The organism is Thauera humireducens, from assembly GCF_001051995.2.
GTDB classification, from domain to species: Bacteria; Pseudomonadota; Gammaproteobacteria; order Burkholderiales; family Rhodocyclaceae; genus Thauera; species Thauera humireducens.
Map to the genome: position 1 here is coordinate 3,449,029 of NZ_CP014646.1, position 21,549 is coordinate 3,470,577.

Here is a 21,549-nt window from a genome sequence, read left to right on the forward strand (position 1 = left end):
CGCGCTCAGGCCCCGGTCCGGGTCTCGACGTTCTGCCCCGAGGGGACATGGATCACGTGCTGGTACATGTCCATCTGCGGATACGGAATGGTGATGCCGTTCTCGTCGAAGGCGATCTTCACCTTTTCCTTCAGGCTGCACATCGTATCGAAGTAATCCGCAGTGGCGACCCACGGTCGGACGTGGATGTTCACGCTGCTGTCGGCCAGGTCGGCGACACCGATGAAGGGCGCGGGATCGGCCAGCACGCGCGGGTCGTCCTTCAGCACCTGCTCGATGATGCCCTTGACCTTGCGGATGTCGTCGTCGTAGCTGATGCCGAACAGCAGGTCGATGCGCCGCGTCGCGCGCGCCGAGAAGTTGGTGATCACGCCGGAGTAGATCGCGCCGTTGGGGACGATGATCTCGCGGTTGTCGACGGTGCGGAAGGTGGAGCTGAAGATGTTGATCTTCTCGACCACGCCCGAGGTGCCGCCGGCCTCGACGAAGTCGCCGGCCTTGAACGGGCGGAACACGATCAGCATCACCCCGGCGGCGAAGTTCTTCAGCGAGTCCTGCAGCGCCAGGCCGATCGCCAGGCCCGCCGCACCGATCAGCGCGACCAGCGAGGTGGTGTCGACGCCCAGGCGGTCGAGCGCGGCGATGATGACGACGAGCAGCAGCACGCCCTGCAGGATCGACAGGATGAAGTTCACCAGGATCACGTCGAGCTTGGCGTGGGTGAGCACCCTGCGCGCCACGGCGACTACACCGCGGGCGACCCAGCGGCCGACGATGAAGGTGCCGAGCGCGAACAGCAGGTTGATGCCCCAGGGCAGGGCATAGGTGTCGATCCAGTCCAGGTTGGTCAGCGTTTCGAGCATGCGGGGGGGTGTCCTCTTGTCCGGTGGGTGAAGGGCGTTCGGCGGCGGACCTGGCACAGGGTAGGCACCGTGCGGAGGGCGCCGAAGGGGCTCCTGTTTGTCGCCCGCAGGCCGGCCTTGTTCCCCGGCGGTCGCGCGACGACAATCGCAACCTTAGCCCAAGGCCGTGTCGAACGCATGTCCGTAGGAGTGTCACGATGAGCAGGCTCCGCCGTGTTTCCCTTCGCCTCCTTTCCGCCCTCGCCCTGTTGGCCGCGGCGCCCGTCCACGCGCAACAGGCGGTCGCACCAGATGTCGCCGGGCCCGCGGCGATTGCCGCCGAAGCCGGCGAGCTGCGCCTCCAGTGCGGCGGCATCGGCCTCGACGAGTCGCTGCGCATGCGGGTCGAGGGCGGGCTGCATGCCCTGCTGATCTTCTTCGTCAGCGTCGATGGCAGCTATCTGGCCGACGTCGCCATCCGCATCGACGACCCGCTCGGCGACCGCCGCGTCGAAGCGAGCTGCGGGCCCATCGGCCTGGTCGACGTACCGGCGCCGGGGCGCTACCGCATCACCGCCGCCTACGGCGGCATCACGCAGGAACACTGGATGGACCTGAAGCCGGGTGGCGGCGCGCGCATCCAGCTGCGCTGGCTGGAGTAGATCGCCGGCGGCGCCTGATCGCGGCCGGCTGAAAGCCGTTAAACTCGCGGTCTTTGTCCAGTTTCCGCCGGAGCGATCCATGACTGTCCAGCGCGTTCTTACCGGGATCAAACCCTCGGGCACGCCCCACCTCGGCAACTACGCCGGCGCCATCCGCCCGGCCATCGCCGCCAGCCGTCATCCTGGGGTGGAGAGCTTCTACTTCCTGGCCGACTACCATGCGCTGATCTCGACCACCGATCCGCTGCGGGTGCAGCGCTCGACGCTGGAAATCGCCGCGACCTGGCTCGCCGCGGGGCTCGATACCGAGCGCGTGTGGTTCTACCGCCAGTCCGACATCCCCGAAATCACCGAACTGACCTGGCTGATCACCTGTGTTGCGGGCAAGGGCTTGCTGAACCGCGCCCATGCCTACAAGGCCGCGGTGGACCGCAACACCGCCGAAGGTCTCGATCCCGATGCCGGCGTCAACATGGGCCTCTACATGTACCCGGTGCTGATGGCGGCCGACATCCTGATGTTCAAGGCGCACTCGGTGCCGGTGGGGCGCGACCAGATCCAGCACATCGAGATGGCGCGCGACATCGCCGGCAGCTTCAATCACCTGTACGGCGAGCACTTCGTGCTGCCCGAGGCCGCCATCGACGCTTCGGTCGCCACGCTGCCCGGGCTGGACGGGCGCAAGATGAGCAAGAGCTACGACAACGTCATTCCTCTGTTCGCCGCGCCGGCGGAGATGAAGAAGCAGATCTTCTCCATCGTCACCGATTCGAAGGCGCCAGGCGAGCCGAAGGACGCCGACGGCTCGGCGCTGTTCGAGTTGTATCAGGCGTTCGCCACCGCCGAGGAAACGCGCGCCATGCGCACCGCCTTCGACGAGGGCATCGCCTGGGGCGAAGCCAAACAGGCGTTGTTCGAGAAGATCGAGTCCACGCTCGCCCCGATGCGCGAGAAATACCAGGCGCTGATCGCCGAACCCATGCAGATCGAGCGCTTGCTGCATGAAGGCGCGGCCAAGGCGCGCGCGATCGCCACGCCTTTCCTGGCCGAATTGCGCCACGCCGTCGGCCTGCGCAACCTGGCCGCGGTCGCCACGCCCGCTGCGGTGGACAAGGTGAAGGCCGCATTGCCGCAGTTCAAGCAGTACCGCGAGGCCGATGGCCGCTTCCACTTCAAGCTGGTTGCGGCCGACGGCAAGCTGCTGCTGCAGGGCGAGGGCTTCGCCTCGCCGCGCGAGGCCGGCAGCGTCGTGTCAGCGCTCAAGCAGGGCGCCGCGTTCGCCGTGGACGGCACCCGGATCGTGGTCGACGGGCAGGCCGTGGCCGCGCTCGCCGAAGACGTCACCCCGGACGAGCTGCGCGAGGCCCTGGCCGCGTTTGCGGCCTGATCCCTCGCGCCCGCGGCCGGCCCCGTCACTGCCGGGTGATGACCGCTTCCACGTATTCGCCCGGCACCACCAGCGAGTCCGCGCCGCCGACATTCATCGACTCGAGCAGCGCCGTCAGGTCGGCCTCTAGGCGCGCCTGACCAGCCTCGTCGAGCGCGGCGAAGGCCTTGTGCGTGGGCCCGTAATAGTTGCGGAAGATCTCGATCCAGTGTGCCGGCGAGCGGTAGCGGAAGTTGAAGGTGCGTCGCGCGCACTGAATGTCTTCGGCATGGGCGCCGAACAGCTCCACCAGGTAGGGCTCGTCGCCCCATTTCACCGGTGAGCGCAGCCCGGCCGGCGGCGGCACGTGGGCCGAAATGACGCGGAACAGGCGCCCGATGAAGCCTTCCGGCGTCCACGCAGCGATGCCGATCCGTCCGCCGGGACGCACGACGCGCAGCAGTTCGCTGGCGGTGCGCTCGTGATCGGGTGCGAACATCGCACCGAAGGTCGACAGCGCGGCGTCGAAATGGCCATCGGCGAAGGGCAGGGCCTCGACGTCGGCGACCTGGAACCGGACCGACAGGCCTTCGGCGCGTGCGCGGTCGGCGGCCTTGTCGAGCAGCGGCCCCACGTAATCGGTGGACGTGACCTCGGCAAACCGGCGCGCCGCGGCGAGCGTGGCATTGCCGTTGCCGGCGGCGACGTCGAGCACGCGTTCGCCGGCGCGCACGTCGGCTGCTTCGGCGAGGTTCTCGCCGACGATCTGCAGGGTCGTGCCGATCACCGCATAGTCGCCGCTGGCCCAGGTGGCCTGCTGACGCAGCTTGATCGCGGCGAGGTCCGGGGTGGCGGGGGGCATGCGCAGTTCGGTGGGGGCGTTCATGATGGGGGTCTCCTTGCCTTTGGGGTTGGGGTGGGCCTCTGCGGGCCCGTGCCGGAGGGGGCTCCTTCCGACGCCTTCATTCTTTCGCTGTCGCGGATTCGGTGCTTCACTGGAAATCCGGCAGATCTGCTCGTGCGTCCGCCATTGGCGCGCGCAGGCCTGCCCGATTGACGGAGGTCCTGCCCCATGGGCCGCGACACCCTGTCCGACCTGCTCGGCGCCGTGCGCCTGCGCGGTGCCGTGTTCTACTACGTGAGCTGCTGGCGCGACTGGGCGACCGAGGCGCCACCGGCGTGCGAGATCGCGGCGGCGGTGATGCCCGGCGCCGACCAGGTCATGGCCTTCCACATGGTCGCGCGCGGCAGCGCCTGGGCGGCGGTCAGCGGCGATGCGCCGCTGCGACTGGAAGCGGGCGACATCGTCGTGCTGCCGCACGGCGATGCGCATGTGATGTCGAGTGCGCCCGGCCTGGCGGCCGAGCGCCAGCAGCCGGAGTGGGTGTTCGCCAACCGCGACGCTCCGCGCCCGATGCCGATCAGCTTCCGCGACGGCATCGGCGTGCCGACGCCGGATGCGCCCAGCGTCGATGCCGATGCCGTGCTGGTGTGCGGCTTTCTCGGCTGCGACCTGCGACCCTTCAACCCGCTCGTCACCACCTTGCCCCGCCTGTTGCACCTGCCGGCGGCGCGCGCCGGCGGCTGGATGGCGAACGTCATCGACCAGGCCGCGCAGGAGTCCGCCGAACGGCGGGCGGGCGGCGATGCGGTGCTCGAACGGTTGGCGGAGATGATGTTCGTCGATACCGTGAGACGCTATCTCGAGGACTTGCCTGCCGACGCCCGTGGCTGGCTGGCGGGATTGCGTGACCGCCACGTCGGCCGTGCGCTGGCACTGCTGCACGGCGACCCGGCGCACCCGTGGACCATCGACGAACTCGGCCGCCACGCCGGCCTGTCGCGCTCGGCCCTGCACGAGCGCTTCGTCCAGTTTCTCGGCCAGCCGCCGATGCACTACCTTGCCAGCTGGCGCATCCAGATCGGTTCGCGCCTGCTGCGCGAGACCGGTCATACGGTCGCGTCGATCGCGGTGGAGGTCGGCTACGAGTCGGAAGCCGCGTTCTCGCGCATGTTCAAGCGGCTGGTCGGTGTTCCGCCGGCGGCCTGGCGGCGCCAGGCTCAGCCGGCCGTGCCGCCGACCGCATCGGCCACCGCGGCCTCGGTCAGCTCGGGCGCGCACAGCTCGATGAAGCGGTAGGCGAAGCCGCGCAGGTAATGGCCGCGCCGCACCGCGATGCGGGTGACGTTCTCGGGGAAGAGGTGGCTGCTGTCGAGCTGCCTCAGCCCGGGGTCGCGTTGCGGGCTGAAGGCCATCGAGGCGAGGATGCCGACGCCGAGCCCCAGTTCCACGTAGGTCTTGATCACGTCGGCGTCCAGCGCCGACATCACCACGTCGGGCTTCAGCCCGGCCTGGGCGAAGGCCTTGTCGATGCGCGTGCGGCCGGTGAAGCCCTCGTGGTAGGTGATGACCGGGTAGGCGGCGATCGCTTCCAGCGTCAGCGGCCGGACCGCTTCCAGCGGATGCCCGGCCGGCACCACGACCGCGTGCTGCCAGCCGTAGTAGGGAAAGGAGGCCAGCTCGGGCACGTCCGCCAGCGCCTCGGTGGCGACGCCGATGTCGGCCTCGCCGTCGAGCAGCATCTGCACGATCTCCTGCGGGCTGCCCTGGTGCAGGTGCAGCACGACCCGCGGGTAGGCCTGCTTGAAGGCCGCCACCACCTTCGGCAGCGCATAGCGCGCCTGCGTGTGGGTGGTGACGACGGTGAGCTGGCCCGCATCCACATTGCTGTATTGCTCGGCCAGGCGCTTGATGTTGCCGGCGTCGAGCAGCATGCGCTCGACCATCACCACCAGCTCCTTGCCCGGATCGGTGAGGCCGAGCAGGCGCTTGCCCTTGCGGGTGAACAGCTCCACGCCGAGCTCGTCCTCCAGGTCCTTGATGTGCTTGGAAACGCCGGACTGCGAGGTAAACAGGGCGTTCGCGACCTCGGTGAGGTTGAAACCCCGTCGCACCGTCTCGCGGATGATGCGCAACTGCTGGAAATTCATCGTGCGGCTCCCGCCGCGCGGGCGGCGTGTGGCTGTTCGAAAAGGCTCAGGCGAGAGGGTAGCAGGCGCACCGCCTGGCCTTCGTGCAGGGCGAGCTGGGCGACGCGGTCGCGCGTCAGTTCGACCTCGAAGTGCTGGCCGGTCGCGCCGTTGATACCGTCGAGCTCGACGCGGGCGGTCACGCCGAAGGCGAGGATGCGGCTGACCCGTGCGGCGACGCCTTCGCCGGCGCCGCCATCGACGACGATGTCGAGTTCGTGCGGGCGGGCGAAGGCCACGACCTCGGCGCCCTGGCCCAGGCCGCTCACGCCATGCTGCAGGTGATCGTCACCGACGCGCAGGCCTTCGCCTTCGACCCGGCCATGGAAGAAGTTCACCGCCCCGAGGAAGCCATACACGAACGGTGTCGCCGGGTGGCGATAGACCTCTTCCGGCGTGCCGATCTGTTCGACATGGCCGTGGTTCATCAGCACCACGCGGTCGGCCACCTCGAGCGCTTCTTCCTGGTCGTGCGTGACGAAGATCGAGGTGATGTGCAGGTCGTCGTGCAGTTTGCGCAGCCATCGCCGCAGCTCCTTGCGCACCTTGGCGTCGAGCGCCCCGAAGGGCTCGTCGAGCAGCAGCACGCGCGGCTCCACCGCCAGCGCGCGGGCGAGCGCGATGCGCTGGCGCTGGCCACCGGAGAGCTGCGACGGAAAACGGTCGGCCAGCCAGTCGAGCTGCACCAGGTTCAGCAGTTCATGCACCTTGTCCGCGATCTGCTTCTCCGACGGGCGCTGGCCGCGCGGCTTCATGCGCATGCCGAAGGCCACGTTGTCGAACACCGTCATGTGGCGGAACAGCGCGTAGTGCTGGAACACGAAGCCGACCTGGCGGTCGCGCACGTGCGTGCCCGAGGCGTCCTCGCCGTCGAGCAGCACCTGGCCGGCGTCGGCCTGTTCCAGCCCGGCGATGATGCGCAGCAGCGTGGTCTTGCCGCAGCCCGAGGGGCCGAGCAGGGCGACCAGTTCGCCGGTGGGGAAATCGAGCGAGATGTCGTCGAGCGCGTTGAAGGCGCCGAAGCGCTTGTGGATGTTGCGTACCTGGATGCTCATGATGCCTCGTCCTGTGAATGGCGGTGGGCCGCGGCGGCACGGTGTTCGATCCAGGTCTTGATGCCCAGGGTCACCAGCGCCAGCAGGGCCAGCAGCGAGGCCACCGCGAAGGCGGCCGCGAACTGGTATTCGTTGTAGAGAATCTCGACGTGCAGCGGCAGCGTGTTGGTCTGGCCGCGGATGTGGCCGGAGACCACCGACACCGCGCCGAACTCGCCCATCGCGCGCGCGTTGGTCAGGATCACGCCGTACAGCAGGCCCCACTTGATGTTGGGCAGGGTCACGTGCCAGAAGGTCTGCAGGCCGTTGGCGCCGAGCACGATCGCGGCCTCCTCCTCTTCCTTGCCCTGCGCCTGCATCAGCGGGATCAGCTCGCGGGCGATGAAGGGAAAGGTGACGAACACGGTGGCGAGCACGATGCCGGGCACGGCGAAGATGATCTTGATGTCGTGTTCGGACAGCCACGGCCCCAGCCAGCCCTGGGCGCCGAACACCAGCACGTAGATCAGGCCGGCGATTACCGGCGACACCGAGAACGGCAAGTCGATCAGGGTGATCAGGAAGTGCTTGCCGCGGAACTCGAACTTGGCGATCGCCCACGCCGCGCACACGCCGAACACCAGGTTCAGCGGCAGCGCGATCGCCGCGGCGAGCAGGGTCAGGCGTAGCGCCGACAGCGCGTCCGGGTCGACCAGCGCGCTGGCGTAAGTCTCCCAGCCCTTGCGCAGCGCCTCGACGAACACCGCGATCAGGGGCATCAGCAGGAAGACGGCGAAAAAGGCGAGGGCCGTGCCCAGGATCAGCCATTTGACCAGCGGCGTCTCGCGCGTCGCCGCGCGGGCCTCGAAGCGTGTCTGGCCGATGGCCTGGGCGGCGCCCAGGCGGAGTGTGGTGGCGCCGGCCATGTCAGCGGTCCCTCCCGGTGCGTTTGGCGGTCCACGCCTGCAGGCCGTTGATGACCAGCAGCAGGGCGAAGGACAGGATCAGCATCACGGTCGCGATCGCCGTGGCGCCGGTGTAGTCGTACTGCTCGAGCTTGGTGATGATCATCAGCGGCGTGATCTCCGACACCATGGGGATGTTGCCGGCGATGAAGATGACCGAGCCGTATTCGCCCACCGCACGGGCGAAGGCGAGCGCGAAGCCGGTCAGCAGCGCCGGCAACACGATGGGCAGGATCACGTGGCGGAAGGCCTGCCAGCGCTGCGCGCCGAGGCTGGTGGCGGCCTCTTCCAGCTCGGTGTCGAGGTCTTCCAGGATCGGCTGCACCGTGCGCACCACGAAGGGCAGGCCGATGAAGACCAGCGCCACCAGCACGCCGAGCGGCTTGAACGCCACCTGAATGCCGAGCGGCTCGAGGAACTGGCCGAGCCAGCCGTTCTTGGCGTACAGCGCGGTCAGCGAGATGCCGGCCACCGCGGTGGGCAGGGCGAAGGGCAGGTCGACCAGGGCGTCGATCAGCTTCTTGCCGGGGAAGGAGTAGCGCACCAGCGCCCATGCCAGCATCAGCCCGAACACCGCGTTGATGGCGGCGGCGAGCAGCGACATGCCGAAGGACAGCTTGTACGACGCCACCACCCGCGGCGCGCTGACGACATCCCAGAACTCGGCGAAGGTCAGCTGGGCGGTCTTCAGGAACACCGCCGCGAGTGGAATCAGCACGATCAGCGACAGGTAGCCGAGGGTGTAGCCGAGCGTCAGGTTGAAGCCCGGCAGCACGCGAAAGGGCGGGGCGGCAGAAGAAATGGGGCGGAGAGGAAGCGAGGGGGCGGCGGTAGCCATGATGAAGACCTGTACTCGGGAATGCGATCGAGTCTAGGCGCAAGGCTTATCGCTGGAAAAATAATAAAAACAGCGTTGCTTATTCGATTTGCTGCTAACCCGCCCCTACAATGGCGCCGGCAATCAAGGAGAGGATCGCATGTCGGATTTCACGGGCAATTTCCTGCTGGCCCTGCTGCTGGTCGTTTTGCTGCGCGTGCTCTATGCCGTCAGCGCGATGCTGGTGCGCACGGGCGACGGCGGAAACATCGCCTTCGGCATCGCCCTGCCGGCGGGCCTGCTCTACATCGTGGTGCGCAACCCGGTGCCGGTCAGCAGCTGGGCAGGGCTGGTTGCGGGGGCGCTCTCGGGCCTGGTGCTCTGGGGGGCGCTCTCGCTCTGGAAGCGACGTCGGTCCTGATCGTGCGAACCAGGCCGGGCGGCCTGGTTCGTCACGGTCCGAGCACCCCGCTTACTTGGCGTAGATCTGGTCGAACACGCCGCCGTCGGCGAAGTGCTTCTTCTGCACGGCCTGCCAGCCGCCGAGGTCGTCGATGGTGATCAGGCTCACCTTGGGGAAGCGGGCGACGTCGGCCGGGTCGGCATGCTCGGGTTTGATCGGGCGGTAGTAGTGCTTCGCGGCGATCTTCTGACCGACCGGCGAGTACAGGTACTCGAGATAGGCCTGGGCGACCTTTTCGGTGCCGCGCTTCTTCGCCACGCCGTCGACGACCGTGACCGGCGGTTCGGCGAGGATCGAGATCGAGGGCACGACGATCTCGAACTTGTCCGGGCCGAGCTCGTTGATCGACAGGAAGGCCTCGTTCTCCCACGCCAGCAGCACGTCGCCGATGCCGCGCTGGACGAAGGTGTTGGTGGCGCCGCGGGCGCCGGAGTCGAGCACCGGCACGTGCTTGAGCAGTTCGGTGACGAAGGTCTGCGCGGTCTGCTCGTTGCCGCCGGGCTGCTTGAGCGCGTAGCCCCAGGCGGCGAGGTAGTTCCAGCGTGCACCGCCGGAGGTCTTGGGGTTCGGGGTGATGACCTCCACGCCTGGCTTCACCAGGTCGCCCCAGTCCTTGATGCCCTTGGGGTTGCCCTTGCGCACCAGGAAGACGATGGTCGAGGTGTAGGGCGCGCTGTTGTGCGCCAGGCGCTTCTGCCAGTCGGCCGGGATCTTGCCTGTCTGCTCGGCGATGGCATCGATGTCGTAGGCCAGCGCCAGCGTGACGACGTCGGCCTCGAGCCCGTCGATCACCGCGCGCGCCTGCTTGCCGGCGCCGCCGTGCGACTGCTTGATGACGAGGTCTTCGCCGGTCTGTGCTTTCCAGTGCTTGGTGAACTCGGGGTTGAAGGCCTGGTAGAGCTCGCGCGTCGGATCGTAGGAGACGTTGAGCAGCGTGGTCTGCGCCTGTGCGCTGCCAACGAAACCGGTTGCCAGGGCCGGGGCTAGGACAAGCGCGAGCAGGCCGCGGCGGAAGGGGCTGAACTTCATGAATTTCTCCGTCAGGGGTGATTGCGATGGAGAAAATCTATCCGTCCGGCTTCATGACCTGAACGAAGAAAAAACGGATTACTTATTCAGATGCGCCCTATGCCGGCGCGGCAAGTCCCTTGGCGAGGAAATCGATCAGCACGCGCACCCGGTGCGGCAGGTAGCGGTTGCTCGGCAGCATCGCGTGGATGCCGAGCGGCGGCGGCGCGAAGCCCTCCAGGATCGGCTCCACCGCACCGCTCGCCAGATAGGCGTTGGCGATGAAGTCCGGCTGCACGGTGATGCCCAGGCCCTGCGCGGCCGCTTCCATCAGGGCGTCGCCGTTGTTGGCCTGCAGGCGGAAGGGCACGTGAATGTTCTCCATCCTGCCGTCGATGAGGAAGGCGAGCGGACGGTTCTGCGTCCTGGCCGAGTAGCCCAGGCAGCCGTGAGCGGTCAGTTCCGAGGGGTGCGCGGGGCGGCCGTGGCGTGCCAGGTAGTCGGGCGAGGCCACCGCGATGAGCCGGCTTTCGCCCAGCTTGCGCGCCACGTCGCCGGGGTCGAGACGCGGCGCGATGCGGATCGACAGGTCCACGCCCTCGTCGATGAGGTTGATCTGGCGGTCGGTGAAGTCGAGGGCTAGGCTGATTTCGGGATAGGTCTTCAGGAAGGCGGGCAGCAGCGGGGCGATCCGCTTCAGGCCGTAGCTCAGCGGCAGGCTGATGCGCAGGTTGCCGCGTGGCGTCAGGCGCGCCTCCATCACGTCGGCCTCGGCGCTCTCCACCAGGTCGAGGATGGTGCGGCACTTGTCGAGATAGCTGGCGCCCGCGCTGGTCAGGGTCAGCCGGCGGGTGGTGCGCACCATCAGCTTGACCCCCAGATGCTCCTCCAGCGCCGCGATCTGGCGCGTGACCACCGAACGGGCCACGCCAAGCTGGTTGGCCACCGCGGCGAAGCTGCCGAGGTCCGCCACCCGCACGAAAAGGTTCATCGCATCGAGCCGGTTCATTGTTGCTTCCCGAGCAATTTTGATTTTTCGATTGTCGCCTATTTCGCGACGCCGCCAGCGCCTAAAGTTCAGTCATCGCAATTGCCCGGACCGCGGTCCGGGCAGATCGTCAAAGGACTTCGGATCATGAGTGCCCCCATGAACGCCCATTACACCGCCACCGCCAAGACCCTGCACTGGCTCATCGCCGTGCTCATCTTCGGCATGCTGGGCCTGGGTTTCTACATGACCGGGCTGGATCTCTCGCCGACCAAGCTGCAGATCTACTCGTGGCACAAGTGGGTGGGCGTCACCGTGTTCCTGCTCGTCGTCGTGCGCCTCGCCTGGCGTATCACCCACCGCCCGCCGGCGCTGCCGCAGCACATGGCGCCGCTCGAACGCATCGCCGCCCACGCCGGCCACCACCTGCTGTACGTGCTGATGTTCGCCATCCCGCTCACCGGCTGGCTGATGAGTTCGGCCAAGGGCTTCCAGACCGTGTGGTTCGGCGTGCTGCCGATCCCCGACCTGCTGGCCAAGGACAAGGCGCTCGGCGACCTGCTGCAGACCGTGCATGTGGTGCTGAACTTCGTGCTGATCGCCGTGCTGCTCGGCCACGTCGGCGCCGCGCTCAAGCATCACTTCCTCGACAAGGACGACGTGCTCACCCGCATCCTGCCGCGCCGCCGCGACTGAACCCCTCCCGAATCGAAAAGGACCGAAATCATGAAACGCATCGCCCTCGCCCTGTTCTCCACCTTCGCCCTCGCCGCATCCGCCCACGCCGTCGAATACAGCCAGGTCCAGGCCGACCAGAGCCGCATCGCCTTCGCCTACCAGCAGATGGGCGTGTCGATGGACGGCGCCTTTAGCAAGTTCTCTAGCCAGCTCCGCTTCGACCCTGCCGCGCCGCAGGCGGCCTCGGCCACGATCGAGGTCGAACTCGCCAGCATCGACACCGGCAGCGAGGAAGGCGACGAGGAAGCGGCGCGCAAGACCTGGTTCAACACCAAGGACTTTCCCACCGCGCGCTTCGAATCCACCGGCGTCAAGGCGCTCGGCGGCAACAAGTACGAGGTCGCCGGCAAGCTGACGATCAAGGGCACGACCCGGGACGTCGTCGTCCCGGCCACCTTCGCCGAGCAGGGCAAGGCTGGCGTGTTCGAAGGCAGCCTGACGATCAAGCGCGGCGACTTCTCGATCGGCGAAGGCGCCTGGAAGGCCTTTGACGTCGTCGCCAACGACGTCGTGATCAAGTTCCGCATCACCGCCGCGGCGAAATGAGCCGCGGCATCGCTCACACCCCCACCCCGTTCAACACCCCCAACCCTGAGAGGACCTCAACATGAACCGTATCGCCAGGCTCTCTGCCGCCCTGATCATCTCGGCCGCTGCCACCTCCGCGTTCGCCACGCCCGAGACCTACGGCATCGACCCCACCCACACCTTCCCGAGCTTCTCGTACAACCACTTCGGCCTGTCGACGCAGATCTCGAAGTTCGAGAAGACCACCGGCACCGTCACGCTGGACAAGGCGGCCAGGACCGGCGCGGTCGACATCACCATCGACATGAGCTCGGTGAACACCGGCTACGCCACCTTCAACGAGCACATCCAGGGCGAGGACTTCCTCGACACCGCCAAGTACCCGACCGCCACCTTCAAGTCGACCAAGGTCACGTTCGATGGCGACAAGCCGGCGAGCATCGACGGCGAGCTGACGATCAAGGGCGTGACCAAGCCGGTGACCCTGAAGGTGACCCACTTCACCACCGTGCCGCACCCGATGCTGAAGAAGGACGCCATCGGCGCCAACGCCAGCACCGTGATCAAGCGCAGCGAGTTCAACGCCGGCAAGTACGCGCCCAACGTGGGTGACGAGGTGACGATCACCGTCTCGCTCGAAGCGATCAAGCAATAAGGCGGCAATGCGCGACGGGCGCCGTCCGATGGCGGTCCCGCCGGCACGCCCGCGCCAACGACAGGATCAGGACGTCATGGAACTTCGACCCGCCGCTGCGCGCGGCCTCGCCAACTTCGGCTGGCTGCACTCGCAGCACAGCTTTTCCTTCGGCAGCTACTACGACCCGCAGCACCTGGGGTTCTCGGACCTGCTGGTGATCAACGAGGACCGCGTGCGACCGGGACGGGGCTTCGACACCCATGGCCACCGCGACATGGAGATCTTCTCCTACGTCCTCGACGGCGCGCTGGAGCACAAGGATTCGATGGGCACCGGCTCGGTGATCCGCCCGGGCGACGTGCAGATGATGAGCGCCGGCACCGGCGTGCGCCACAGCGAGTACAACGCCTCGCGCGAGCAGGAGGTGCATTTCCTGCAGATCTGGATCGTGCCCGACCGCAAGGGCGTGGCGCCGCGCTACCAGCAGCAGCATTTCGACGCTGCGGAAAAACGCGGCCGGCTGCGCCTGATCATCTCGCCCGACGGCGCCGAGGGTTCGCTGTCCGTGCATCAGGACGCCCGCGTGTATGCCGGCCTGTTCGACGGTGCGGAACACCAGCGCTTCACCTTGCCGGCCAAGCGCTTCGCCTACGTGCATGTGGCGCGCGGCGCCCTCGATTTTAACGGCCAGCGTCTCGCGGCAGGCGATGCGGTCAAGCTGCGCGACGCGCGCGAGATCGAATTCGCCAAGGGCGAGCAGGCCGAGGTGCTGCTGTTCGACCTGCGGCCGAACGAGACGCCGCACTACTGAGCACATGCGCGGGGCCCCTCAGTTGGCTCCTCGTTGCCCCCTCTCGCGGCGCGCTGGATTAGGATGGCGGTCCTTCCGAATCCAGTGCGCGCGCCCGCCGGCGTGTCCGCCACCCAGGGGAACCGCATGAGCTCACTCGAAACCCTCACCGTGCATGGCCTTGGCCGCGTGGCCGAGCCCTACCGCGACATCGTCCCGCCCATCCACCTCGCCAGCACCTTCGAGCGCGCGGCCGACGGCAGCTATCCGGGCGGGCGGGTGTATGCGCGCGACGGCAGTCCCGCCTACATCGAGGCGGAAGAGGTGCTGCGCCAGCTCGAAGGTGGCAGCCAGGCCCTGCTGTTCGCCTCCGGCCACGCCGCGGCCTCGGCGGTGCTTCAGGCGCTGGAGCCGGGCGACCGCGTCCTGGCGCCGCAGTCGATGTACTGGGCGCTGCGCAAGTGGCTGCTGGACCTCGCCGAGCACGGCCGTATCCAGCTCGCCTTCTACGACAACGCCGACATCGCCGACGTCGAGCGCCAGCTCGCCGCCGCGCCGACCCGCCTGCTGTGGGTGGAGACGCCCGCCAACCCAACCTGGGAACTCACCGACATCCGCGCCGCGGCCGCGCTCGCGCGCCAGCACGGCGCCATGACGGTGGTCGATTCCACCGTGGCCACGCCGGTGCTGTGCCAGCCGCTGGCGCTCGGCGCGGACATCGTGCTGCATTCGGCCACCAAGTACCTCAACGGCCATTCCGACGTCGTCGCCGGCGCCCTGGTCACGCGCGAGGACTCGCCGCTGTGGCAGCGCATCCGCGTCATGCGCAACCTCGGCGGCGCCATCCTCGGCCCCTTCGAGGCCTGGCTGCTGCTGCGCGGCATGCGCACGCTGCACCTGCGGGTGCGCGCTGCCTGCGCGAATGCGCTGCAGCTCGCGACCGAGCTCGAACCGCACCCGGCGATCGCGCAGGTGCTGTATCCGGGCCTGGCTTCGCATCCGCAGCACGCGACCGCCGCCGAGCAGATGAACGGCGGCTTCGGCGGCATGCTGTCGATCCGGCTCAGGGAGGGCGAAGCCAGGGCCCGCGACGTGGCGGCGCGCGTGCGGGTGTTCAAGCGCGCCACCTCGCTCGGCTCGGTCGAGAGCCTCATCGAGCACCGCGCCAGCGTCGAAGGCCCGGGCAGCCGCTGCCCCACCGACCTGCTGCGGCTGTCGGTCGGCATCGAGCCGGTGGCCGACCTGCTCGCCGACCTGACGCAGGCGCTGGGCGACTGAGGTCGCGTCCTTCCTTCCCCAAGACAAACCCAACGCCCATGCACAAGATCGTTTTCCTCGACCGCGCGACCATCGCGCCGCAGATCCGCCTGCGCAGCCCGGCGTTCGCGCACGAACTGGTCGTCCATGACCGGACCGTGCCCGAGCAGATCGTCGAGCGCCTGGCCGGTGCCAGCATCGCCATCACCAACAAGGTGCCGCTGTCCGCCGCGGTGCTGGCGCAACTGCCCGCGCTGCGTCTGGTCGCGGTCGCCGCCACCGGCACCGACTGCGTCGACAAGGCGTACTGCCAGCAGCACGGCATCGCGGTGGCCAACATCCGCGGCTACGCCGTCAATACCGTGCCCGAACACACCTTCGCGCTGATGCTGGCGCTGCGCCGCAACCTCGTCGCCTACCGTGACGACGTGCTGGCCGGCGAATGGCAGCGCTCGGGCCAGTTCTGCTTCTTCAACCACGCCATCCACGACCTGCGCGGCGCCCGCCTGGGCATCATCGGCGAAGGCGTGCTGGGCCAGCGTGTGGCCGACATCGCGCGTGCCTTCGGCATGGTGCCGCTGTTCGCCGCACGCAAGGGCAGGGCGGGCGCCGGCCGCCTGTACACGCCCTGGGACGAGATGCTGGCGACCAGCGACATCATCACCCTGCATTGCCCGCTCACGCCGCAGAGCCGCGGCATGATCGCGATGCCCGAATTCCGCGCCATGGCACGGCGCCCGCTCATCATCAACACCGGCCGCGGCGGGCTGGTGGACGAGGCTGCGCTGGTGCAGGCTCTGGACGAAGGGCTCATCGCGGGCGCCGGCTTCGACGTCACCGACGGCGAGCCGCCCGCCGCCGACGGCCCGATGATGCGCATCGCCGCTCGCCCCAACGTCATCCTGACCCCGCACGTGGCCTGGGCCTCGGACGAGGCGCAGCAGACGCTAGCCGACCAGCTGATCGACAACATCGACAACTTCGTCGCCGGTCGGCCGAGCAACCTGGTCGAGCACGCCGACTGAGGGCGGTGCCGGGCCGCAGCCCCAGCCGCTGCCGCCCGGCGCATGGACCCGGTGTTTCGACCGGTGGTGAGTGTGACGCGGCAGGCGCGTCTGCAGTCAGTGAATGGGGGTCAGCGGGACGGCGGGCCGAATGCCGGCGATCAGGTCGCTCAATGCAGCGGCCGAGCCGCAGGCCATGGTCCAGCCCAGCGTGCCGTGTCCGGTGTTCAACCACAGGTTGTCGTGCCGGGTGGGGCCGATCATGGGGACGCTGCCCGGTGTGACGGGGCGCAACCCGCACCAGTGCGCGACGGGACCCGCTGGCCGCAAGGCCGGAAAAAGGGCGTTGACCCGACGCATCAGCGCGGCCTGCCGGGCCGGGCTCGGGCGCAGGTTGAAGCCGTCGAACTCGGCCGTGCCTGCGACCCGGAGCCGGTCCCCGAGCCGGGAGAAGACCAGCTTGTGTGCGTCGTCGGTGAGGCTGGTGTGAGGCGCGATGCTCTCGGGTGACAGCGGAATGGTCGCCGAGTAGCCCTTGGCCGGATAGACCGGGATATGGATGCCCAGCGGGGCGAGCAGGGCAGGGCTATGGCTTCCCGCCGCGATGACGAAGCCGTCGGCCTCGATGCGTTCGCCCTGCAGCGTGGTCAGCGCGGCGATACGTCCGCCTTCGGTCTCGAGTCCGGTGACCGTGGTGCCGAAGCGGAACCCGACCCCCGCCGCGGCGCAGCGTTCGGCGAGACGGCGGGTGAACAGATGGGCGTCGCCGGATTCGTCTTCGGCGGTGAAGTCGCCGCCGACCAGCTGATGGCGGACGGGGGCGAGCGCGGGCTCGATGTGGATGCACGCGTCGACGTCGACCGGCCGGCGGTCGCAACCGAAGGCGCGCAGCATCGTGGCGGCGTGCATGGCATGCGCGTATTCGCGACGGTCGGTGTAAATGTGCAGGATGCCGCGCTCGAGTTGCTGGTAGTCGAGCGGGTCTTCGTCCGCGAACAGGGCGCGCAGGCGCTGCAGTTCGCTACGACTGTAGCGCGCAAGTTCGACGATGCGGCCAATGTTCGTGCGCGTACGCCAGGGCAGGCATTCGCGCAGGAAGCGTGCGGACCACGACAGCAGGGCGCGCTCCGCGCGCAGCCGGAAGAGCAGGGGCGCGTCCTCGCGCGTGAGCCAGCGCAAGGCCTTGAGCAGGGTGGTCGGGCTCGCCCAGGGCTCGGCGTGCGACACCGAAATCTGCCCGCCGTTGGCGAAGCTGGTTTCAAGCGCCGCGCCCGGCTGGCGCTCGAACACCGTCACCGACAGTCCCTTGCTGCGCAGGTACCAGGCGGTCGTGATGCCGATCACGCCGCCACCGAGGACTGCGATCTTCACGTTCGTCTCCCGTCTCCGCCCAGAAGCGCCTTCAGGCGCAGGCTGTCTGGTCGGCCGTGGCGTGTTCGGCCTCGATCGCGGCCAGGGCCGATGCGGCGCGGCGCAGCGCGGGCAGGGAGTCGAGCGCATTGCGCTCGGTCATCCGCATGATCGGGGCCTGGATCGCGATGCCCATGTTCGAGCGGCCACCGGGCGAGGGCACCAGCACGGCGATGCAGAACAGGCCGGGCAGGAATTCCTCGTTGTCGAAGGCGTAACCGTCCCGGCCCACCCGTTCGATCTCCGCCTCCAGTGCGTCGAGTTCGGTCAGGGTGCGGCTGGTGTATTGCGACAGCGGTGCATGCGCCAGCAGTCGCCGGCGCTGGGCGGGCGTCATCTGGGCGAGGAACAGCTTGCCGCTCGCCGAGCAGTGGGCCGGCACCCGCGAGCCGGGATGAAGGTAGAAGCGCAGCGGCGCGGCGGTCTCGACGCGGTCGAGGTAGAGCACCTCGCTGCCCGACAGTGCCGTGATGTTGCAGCTCTCGCCCACGTCCTCGACGAGCCGGCGCAGCACCGCATGACGGGCGCCATGGATGGTGTCGTTGAGCAGCAGGTTCTCGGCCAGCCGGCGCAGGCGGGCACCGGTGCCGTACTGCCGGCCGTCGCTGTCGCGCTGGAGCATGCCGGCGGCCTCGAGCTGCTGCAGCATGCGATGCAGCGTCGGCTTGGGCAGGCCGGTTTCCTCGACCAGGCCCTGCAAGGACACGAGTTGGTCCTTGGCGGCAATCACTTCAAGCAGGGCGAGCAGGCGCATCGTGGGGGTGTCGCCGTCGATCTTGACCACTTCCGAGCGGTCGGTCCGGTTCTCGGTCATGCGGAGGTCTCCGATGGTTTATTTCTAAAAGATGAACGAATCGTACCGTTTTTTAAAACTTCTTGTTGACCTTTTGGTTTTGGGGTCCTAGAGTTCGTTTGCGTATCTCGGATATCGGAACTTTTTGTACCGATTTGAACGAACATAAACCGGAGACCTTCCATGAGCCAGACCCAGACGCTGCCCGACGGCCGCACGATTCCCAGCGGCCCGACCAAGATGACCCCCTCCGAAGCCTTCGTCGAAACTCTGGTGGCCAATGGCGTCACCGACATGTTCGGCATCATGGGCTCGGCCTTCATGGACGCGATGGACATTTTCGCGCCGGCCGGCATCCGGCTGATTCCGGTGGTGCACGAGCAGGGCGCGGGCCACATGGCCGACGGCTACTCGCGGGTGTCGGGCCGCCACGGCGTGGTGATCGGGCAGAACGGCCCGGGGATCAGCAACTGCGTGACGGCGATCGGCGCGGCGTACTGGGCGCACAGCCCGGTGGTGATCGTGACGCCGGAGACGGGCACGATGGGCATGGGCCTGGGCGGGTTCCAGGAATGCAACCAGCTGCCGATGTTCCAGGAGTTCACCAAGTACCAGGGCCACGTGACGCACCCGGCGCGCATGGCCGAGTACACCGGCCGCTGCTTCGACCGCGCGATGAGCGAGATGGGTCCGACGCAGCTGAACATTCCGCGCGACTACTTCTACGGCGAGATCACCTGCGAGATTCCGAAGCCGCAGCGCCTGGAGCGCGGCGCCGGTGGCGAGCAAAGCCTGAATGAAGCGGCCGAGCTGCTGGCCAAGGCCAAGTTCCCGGTGATCATCTCGGGCGGCGGCGTGGTGATGGCCGACGCGGTCGAGGAGTGCAAGGCGCTGGCCGAGCGGCTGGGCGCGCCGGTGGTCAACAGCTACCTGCACAACGACTCGTTCCCGGCGAGCCACCCGCTGTGGTGCGGCCCGCTGGGCTACCAGGGCTCGAAGGCGGCGATGAAGCTGATCAGCCAGGCTGACGTGGTGGTGGCGCTGGGCTCGCGCCTGGGGCCGTTCGGCACGCTGCCGCAGCACGGCATGGACTACTGGCCGAAGAACGCGAAGATCATCCAGATCGACGCGGACAACAAGATGCTGGGTCTGGTGAAGAAGATCTCGGTGGGCATCTGCGGCGACGCCAAGGCGGCGGCCAAGGCCCTGGCATGGCGCCTGACCGGGCGCGAGCTCGACTGCGACGCGACGCGCGAGCAGCGCTTCGAGAAGATCCAGGCCGAGAAGGCGGCGTGGGAGAAGGAGCTGGACGAGTGGACGCACGAGCGCGACCCGTTCAGCCTGGACATGATCGAAGAGAACGCCAAGGAGAAGCCGTTCTCGGGCGGCGAGTACCTGCACCCGCGTCAGGTGCTGCGCGAGCTGGAGAAGGCGATGCCCGAAGACGTGATGGTGTCGACCGACATCGGCAACATCAACTCGGTGGCCAACAGCTACCTGCGCTTCGAGAAGCCGAGGAGCTTCTTTGCGGCGATGAGCTTCGGCAACTGCGGCTACGCGTTCCCGACCATCATCGGCGCCAAGGTGGCCGCGCCGCACCGTCCGGCGGTGTCGTACGCCGGCGACGGCGCGTGGGGCATGAGCCTGATGGAGACGATGACCTGCGTGCGTCACAACATTCCGGTGACGGCGGTGGTGTTCCACAACCGTCAGTGGGGCGCGGAGAAGAAGAACCAGGTGGACTTCTACAATCGTCGCTTCGTGGCCGGTGAGCTGGACAACCAGAGCTTTGCCGAGATCGCGCGCTCGATGGGTGCGGAGGGGGTCACGGTGGATCGTCTGGAGGACGTGGGTCCGGCGCTGAAGAAGGCGATCGATCTGCAGATGAACCACGGCAAGACGACGATCATCGAGATCATGTGCACGCGCGAGCTGGGCGACCCGTTCCGTCGTGACGCGCTCTCCAAGCCGGTGCGCTTCCTGGAGAAGTACAAGGACTACGTCTGAGCGCGCCTGCTGTCCGAACTCCCGCCGCGCACTGCCCAAAGGCCAGGGTGCGGCGGGCTCCTCCGCTCAATCCACTCCCTCCCTCCCCCTGGGATTGAGCTTGGCCGGCGCCAGGGCATGCGGCCCTGGCGGCCGGCATCTTTTCCCGCTCCCGCGTGCGCAGGACGGGATTACGAGGATCCTGAATCATGAAGGCCATCAATCGAATCATCGATCGTGCCCGCGCCAGGCCTGGCCGCATCGTGCTGTGCGAAGGCGATGATCCGCGCGTGCTGCAGGCCGCGCTGCGCGCGACGCGCGAGGGTACGGCGCGCATCCTTCTGGTTGGCGATCGTGCCCGCATCACCCAGGTGGCGGAGAACGAGGCCATCGACCTGAGCGGCATGACCCTGATCGATCCGGTCGATTCGCCCTTGTCCGCGGGGTATGCCGAGGAACTGTTCAGGCTGCGCGAGAAGAAGGGCCTGACGCGCGCTGCGGCTGCGGAGGAGGTCCGCAAGCCGCTCGTGTTCGCCAACCTCATGGTGCGCATGGGCGACGCCGACGGCTCGGTGGCAGGCGCGGTGCACACCACCGCCGACGTGGTGCGGACCGCGATCCAGGTGATCGGCACCGATCCCTCATTCAAGCTCGTGTCGAGCTTCTTCCTGATGATGCTGTGCGAGCCTTTCCACAGCCTCAAGGGCGGGCTGATCTTCTCCGACTGCGGTCTGGTGGTCGATCCCAACGCCGAGGAGTTGTCCGAGATCGCGATGGCGGCCGCCGACAGTGCGCGCAACCTGCTCGACGAGGAGCCGCGAGTGGCGATGCTGTCCTTCTCCACGAGCCGCAGCGCCAAGCATGCCGCGGTGGACAAGGTCGTCGCCGCGGCCGAGCGCGTCAAGGCGCTGCGTCCCGGGCTGGCGATCGACGGTGACGTCCAGCTCGACGCCGCGATCGTCGCCGAGATCGCCAACCGCAAGCTGCCGCACTCGCAGGTCAAGGGCAGGGCGAACGTGCTCGTCTTCCCCAACCTCGAGGCCGGCAACATCGGCTACAAGCTGGCCGAGCGGGTGGGGGGCGCGGTGGCGATCGGACCGCTGCTGCAAGGTCTGGCCAAACCCGCCAACGACCTGTCGCGCGGCTGCAGCGCGGAAGACGTGTTCCATGTCATCGCCGTGACCGTCGTGCAGGCACAGGAGGCCGCCGCAAGAGCGGCCCGCTGAGTGCA

At 68.0% G+C, this 21,549-nt stretch carries 22 protein-coding genes; 12 read left to right on the forward strand and 10 right to left on the reverse strand.

The window, feature by feature from the left end:
- Positions 1-5: 5 nt before the first annotated feature.
- Positions 6-863, reverse strand: coding sequence for a mechanosensitive ion channel family protein (locus AC731_RS16015; RefSeq protein ID WP_004260338.1), 858 nt, complete (start codon positions 861-863; stop codon positions 6-8).
- A gap of 197 nt (positions 864-1,060) precedes the next feature.
- On the opposite strand from AC731_RS16015, the gene AC731_RS16020 reads away from it, so the two are divergent.
- Together AC731_RS16020 and AC731_RS16025 are read left to right on the forward strand one after the other, a co-directional pair.
- Complete coding sequence (locus AC731_RS16020; RefSeq protein ID WP_048707552.1) at positions 1,061-1,504, forward strand: hypothetical protein; 444 nt, start codon at positions 1,061-1,063, stop codon at positions 1,502-1,504.
- A gap of 79 nt (positions 1,505-1,583) precedes the next feature.
- Positions 1,584-2,891, forward strand: coding sequence for a tryptophan--tRNA ligase (locus AC731_RS16025; protein ID WP_048707557.1), 1,308 nt, complete (start codon positions 1,584-1,586; stop codon positions 2,889-2,891).
- Between the two features lie 25 nt (positions 2,892-2,916).
- On the opposite strand, the gene AC731_RS16030 is transcribed toward AC731_RS16025, so the two are convergent.
- Positions 2,917-3,756: a class I SAM-dependent methyltransferase gene (locus tag AC731_RS16030; protein WP_048707560.1), complete on the reverse strand. Its 840-nt coding sequence runs from the start codon at positions 3,754-3,756 to the stop codon at positions 2,917-2,919.
- A 186-nt stretch (positions 3,757-3,942) separates the two neighbouring features.
- Between AC731_RS16030 and AC731_RS16035 the strand changes: the two genes are divergently transcribed.
- The gene (locus AC731_RS16035; RefSeq protein ID WP_082794358.1) at positions 3,943-5,010 is read left to right on the forward strand and encodes an AraC family transcriptional regulator; all 1,068 of its coding nucleotides are present in this window, start codon (positions 3,943-3,945) and stop codon (positions 5,008-5,010) included.
- On the opposite strand, the gene AC731_RS16040 is transcribed toward AC731_RS16035, so the two are convergent.
- From AC731_RS16040 to cysT, 4 genes are read right to left on the reverse strand one after another with little or no spacing between them, the layout of a single operon-like run.
- Positions 4,932-5,861, reverse strand: coding sequence for a CysB family HTH-type transcriptional regulator (locus AC731_RS16040; RefSeq protein ID WP_048707564.1), 930 nt, complete (start codon positions 5,859-5,861; stop codon positions 4,932-4,934). The genes AC731_RS16035 and AC731_RS16040 overlap by 79 nt on opposite strands.
- Positions 5,858-6,955: a sulfate/molybdate ABC transporter ATP-binding protein gene (locus AC731_RS16045; protein WP_048707567.1), complete on the reverse strand. Its 1,098-nt coding sequence runs from the start codon at positions 6,953-6,955 to the stop codon at positions 5,858-5,860. Before AC731_RS16045 ends, AC731_RS16040 begins: the two co-directional genes overlap by 4 nt.
- Entirely contained in the window at positions 6,952-7,860 is a 909-nt protein-coding gene (gene cysW, locus AC731_RS16050) for a sulfate ABC transporter permease subunit CysW (RefSeq protein WP_048707570.1), read from the reverse strand. The genes AC731_RS16045 and cysW overlap by 4 nt, the downstream gene beginning before the upstream one ends.
- A gap of 1 nt (position 7,861) precedes the next feature.
- A complete protein-coding gene (gene cysT, locus AC731_RS16055; protein ID WP_048707572.1) occupies positions 7,862-8,737 on the reverse strand; it encodes a sulfate ABC transporter permease subunit CysT in 876 nt (291 codons plus the stop codon).
- A 139-nt stretch (positions 8,738-8,876) separates the two neighbouring features.
- Between cysT and AC731_RS16060 the strand changes: the two genes are divergently transcribed.
- Entirely contained in the window at positions 8,877-9,137 is a 261-nt protein-coding gene (locus AC731_RS16060; protein ID WP_048707576.1) for a hypothetical protein, read from the forward strand.
- Positions 9,138-9,188: 51 nt separating this feature from the next.
- Here the strand turns inward: AC731_RS16060 and AC731_RS16065 are convergent, their stop codons facing one another.
- Complete coding sequence (locus tag AC731_RS16065) at positions 9,189-10,208, reverse strand: sulfate ABC transporter substrate-binding protein (protein WP_048707579.1); 1,020 nt, start codon at positions 10,206-10,208, stop codon at positions 9,189-9,191.
- Between the two features lie 97 nt (positions 10,209-10,305).
- Positions 10,306-11,196 carry a LysR family transcriptional regulator gene (locus tag AC731_RS16070; RefSeq protein WP_048707582.1) on the reverse strand — a complete coding sequence of 297 codons (891 nt, stop codon included), beginning with the start codon at positions 11,194-11,196 and terminating at the stop codon, positions 10,306-10,308.
- Positions 11,197-11,334: 138 nt separating this feature from the next.
- Here AC731_RS16070 and AC731_RS16075 point away from each other — a divergent pair, with 138 nt between their 5' ends.
- From AC731_RS16075 to AC731_RS16100, 6 genes are all read left to right on the forward strand, one after another.
- A complete protein-coding gene (locus tag AC731_RS16075) occupies positions 11,335-11,871 on the forward strand; it encodes a cytochrome b (protein ID WP_048707585.1) in 537 nt (178 codons plus the stop codon).
- A 30-nt stretch (positions 11,872-11,901) separates the two neighbouring features.
- A complete protein-coding gene (locus tag AC731_RS16080; protein WP_048707587.1) occupies positions 11,902-12,459 on the forward strand; it encodes a YceI family protein in 558 nt (185 codons plus the stop codon).
- Positions 12,460-12,520: 61 nt separating this feature from the next.
- The gene (locus AC731_RS16085; RefSeq protein ID WP_048707590.1) at positions 12,521-13,096 is read left to right on the forward strand and encodes a YceI family protein; all 576 of its coding nucleotides are present in this window, start codon (positions 12,521-12,523) and stop codon (positions 13,094-13,096) included.
- 76 nt (positions 13,097-13,172) lie between these two features.
- Complete coding sequence (locus tag AC731_RS16090; RefSeq protein WP_082794421.1) at positions 13,173-13,889, forward strand: pirin family protein; 717 nt, start codon at positions 13,173-13,175, stop codon at positions 13,887-13,889.
- 126 nt (positions 13,890-14,015) lie between these two features.
- Positions 14,016-15,146 (forward strand): trans-sulfuration enzyme family protein, encoded by a 1,131-nt coding sequence (locus AC731_RS16095; RefSeq protein WP_048710263.1) that lies wholly within the window; start codon positions 14,016-14,018, stop codon positions 15,144-15,146.
- A 38-nt stretch (positions 15,147-15,184) separates the two neighbouring features.
- Positions 15,185-16,150: a D-2-hydroxyacid dehydrogenase gene (locus AC731_RS16100; protein WP_048707593.1), complete on the forward strand. Its 966-nt coding sequence runs from the start codon at positions 15,185-15,187 to the stop codon at positions 16,148-16,150.
- 96 nt (positions 16,151-16,246) lie between these two features.
- Here AC731_RS16100 and AC731_RS16105 read toward each other — a convergent pair whose 3' ends face one another.
- Complete coding sequence (locus tag AC731_RS16105) at positions 16,247-17,500, reverse strand: D-amino acid dehydrogenase (protein ID WP_048707596.1); 1,254 nt, start codon at positions 17,498-17,500, stop codon at positions 16,247-16,249.
- 31 nt (positions 17,501-17,531) lie between these two features.
- A complete protein-coding gene (locus AC731_RS16110) occupies positions 17,532-18,353 on the reverse strand; it encodes an IclR family transcriptional regulator (RefSeq protein ID WP_048707599.1) in 822 nt (273 codons plus the stop codon).
- 162 nt (positions 18,354-18,515) lie between these two features.
- Here AC731_RS16110 and xsc point away from each other — a divergent pair, with 162 nt between their 5' ends.
- Both xsc and pta read left to right on the forward strand, forming a co-directional pair.
- Complete coding sequence (xsc, locus tag AC731_RS16115; RefSeq protein WP_237266548.1) at positions 18,516-20,339, forward strand: sulfoacetaldehyde acetyltransferase; 1,824 nt, start codon at positions 18,516-18,518, stop codon at positions 20,337-20,339.
- A gap of 188 nt (positions 20,340-20,527) precedes the next feature.
- Positions 20,528-21,544: a phosphate acetyltransferase gene (pta, locus tag AC731_RS16120; protein ID WP_048707602.1), complete on the forward strand. Its 1,017-nt coding sequence runs from the start codon at positions 20,528-20,530 to the stop codon at positions 21,542-21,544.
- Positions 21,545-21,549: the final 5 nt, after the last annotated feature.

Bases quoted from the DNA above. Each gene is read 5' to 3' on its own strand.
- AC731_RS16045 (WP_048707567.1), bottom strand. From the start codon at position 6,955: ATGAGCATCCAGGTACGCAACATCCACAAGCGCTTCGGCGCCTTCAAC.
- AC731_RS16015 (WP_004260338.1), bottom strand. From the start codon at position 863: ATGCTCGAAACGCTGACCAACCTGGACTGGATCGACACCTATGCCCTG.
- AC731_RS16085 (WP_048707590.1), top strand. From the start codon at position 12,521: ATGAACCGTATCGCCAGGCTCTCTGCCGCCCTGATCATCTCGGCCGCT.
- AC731_RS16070 (WP_048707582.1), bottom strand. From the start codon at position 11,196: ATGAACCGGCTCGATGCGATGAACCTTTTCGTGCGGGTGGCGGACCTC.
- AC731_RS16040 (WP_048707564.1), bottom strand. From the start codon at position 5,861: ATGAATTTCCAGCAGTTGCGCATCATCCGCGAGACGGTGCGACGGGGT.
- AC731_RS16060 (WP_048707576.1), top strand. From the start codon at position 8,877: ATGTCGGATTTCACGGGCAATTTCCTGCTGGCCCTGCTGCTGGTCGTT.
- AC731_RS16110 (WP_048707599.1), bottom strand. From the start codon at position 18,353: ATGACCGAGAACCGGACCGACCGCTCGGAAGTGGTCAAGATCGACGGC.
- AC731_RS16020 (WP_048707552.1), top strand. From the start codon at position 1,061: ATGAGCAGGCTCCGCCGTGTTTCCCTTCGCCTCCTTTCCGCCCTCGCC.
- AC731_RS16095 (WP_048710263.1), top strand. From the start codon at position 14,016: ATGAGCTCACTCGAAACCCTCACCGTGCATGGCCTTGGCCGCGTGGCC.
- AC731_RS16030 (WP_048707560.1), bottom strand. From the start codon at position 3,756: ATGAACGCCCCCACCGAACTGCGCATGCCCCCCGCCACCCCGGACCTC.
- xsc (WP_237266548.1), top strand. From the start codon at position 18,516: ATGAGCCAGACCCAGACGCTGCCCGACGGCCGCACGATTCCCAGCGGC.
- cysW (WP_048707570.1), bottom strand. From the start codon at position 7,860: ATGGCCGGCGCCACCACACTCCGCCTGGGCGCCGCCCAGGCCATCGGC.
- pta (WP_048707602.1), top strand. From the start codon at position 20,528: ATGAAGGCCATCAATCGAATCATCGATCGTGCCCGCGCCAGGCCTGGC.
- cysT (WP_048707572.1), bottom strand. From the start codon at position 8,737: ATGGCTACCGCCGCCCCCTCGCTTCCTCTCCGCCCCATTTCTTCTGCC.
- AC731_RS16080 (WP_048707587.1), top strand. From the start codon at position 11,902: ATGAAACGCATCGCCCTCGCCCTGTTCTCCACCTTCGCCCTCGCCGCA.
- AC731_RS16065 (WP_048707579.1), bottom strand. From the start codon at position 10,208: ATGAAGTTCAGCCCCTTCCGCCGCGGCCTGCTCGCGCTTGTCCTAGCC.
- AC731_RS16090 (WP_082794421.1), top strand. From the start codon at position 13,173: ATGGAACTTCGACCCGCCGCTGCGCGCGGCCTCGCCAACTTCGGCTGG.
- AC731_RS16025 (WP_048707557.1), top strand. From the start codon at position 1,584: ATGACTGTCCAGCGCGTTCTTACCGGGATCAAACCCTCGGGCACGCCC.
- AC731_RS16100 (WP_048707593.1), top strand. From the start codon at position 15,185: ATGCACAAGATCGTTTTCCTCGACCGCGCGACCATCGCGCCGCAGATC.
- AC731_RS16075 (WP_048707585.1), top strand. From the start codon at position 11,335: ATGAACGCCCATTACACCGCCACCGCCAAGACCCTGCACTGGCTCATC.
- AC731_RS16035 (WP_082794358.1), top strand. From the start codon at position 3,943: ATGGGCCGCGACACCCTGTCCGACCTGCTCGGCGCCGTGCGCCTGCGC.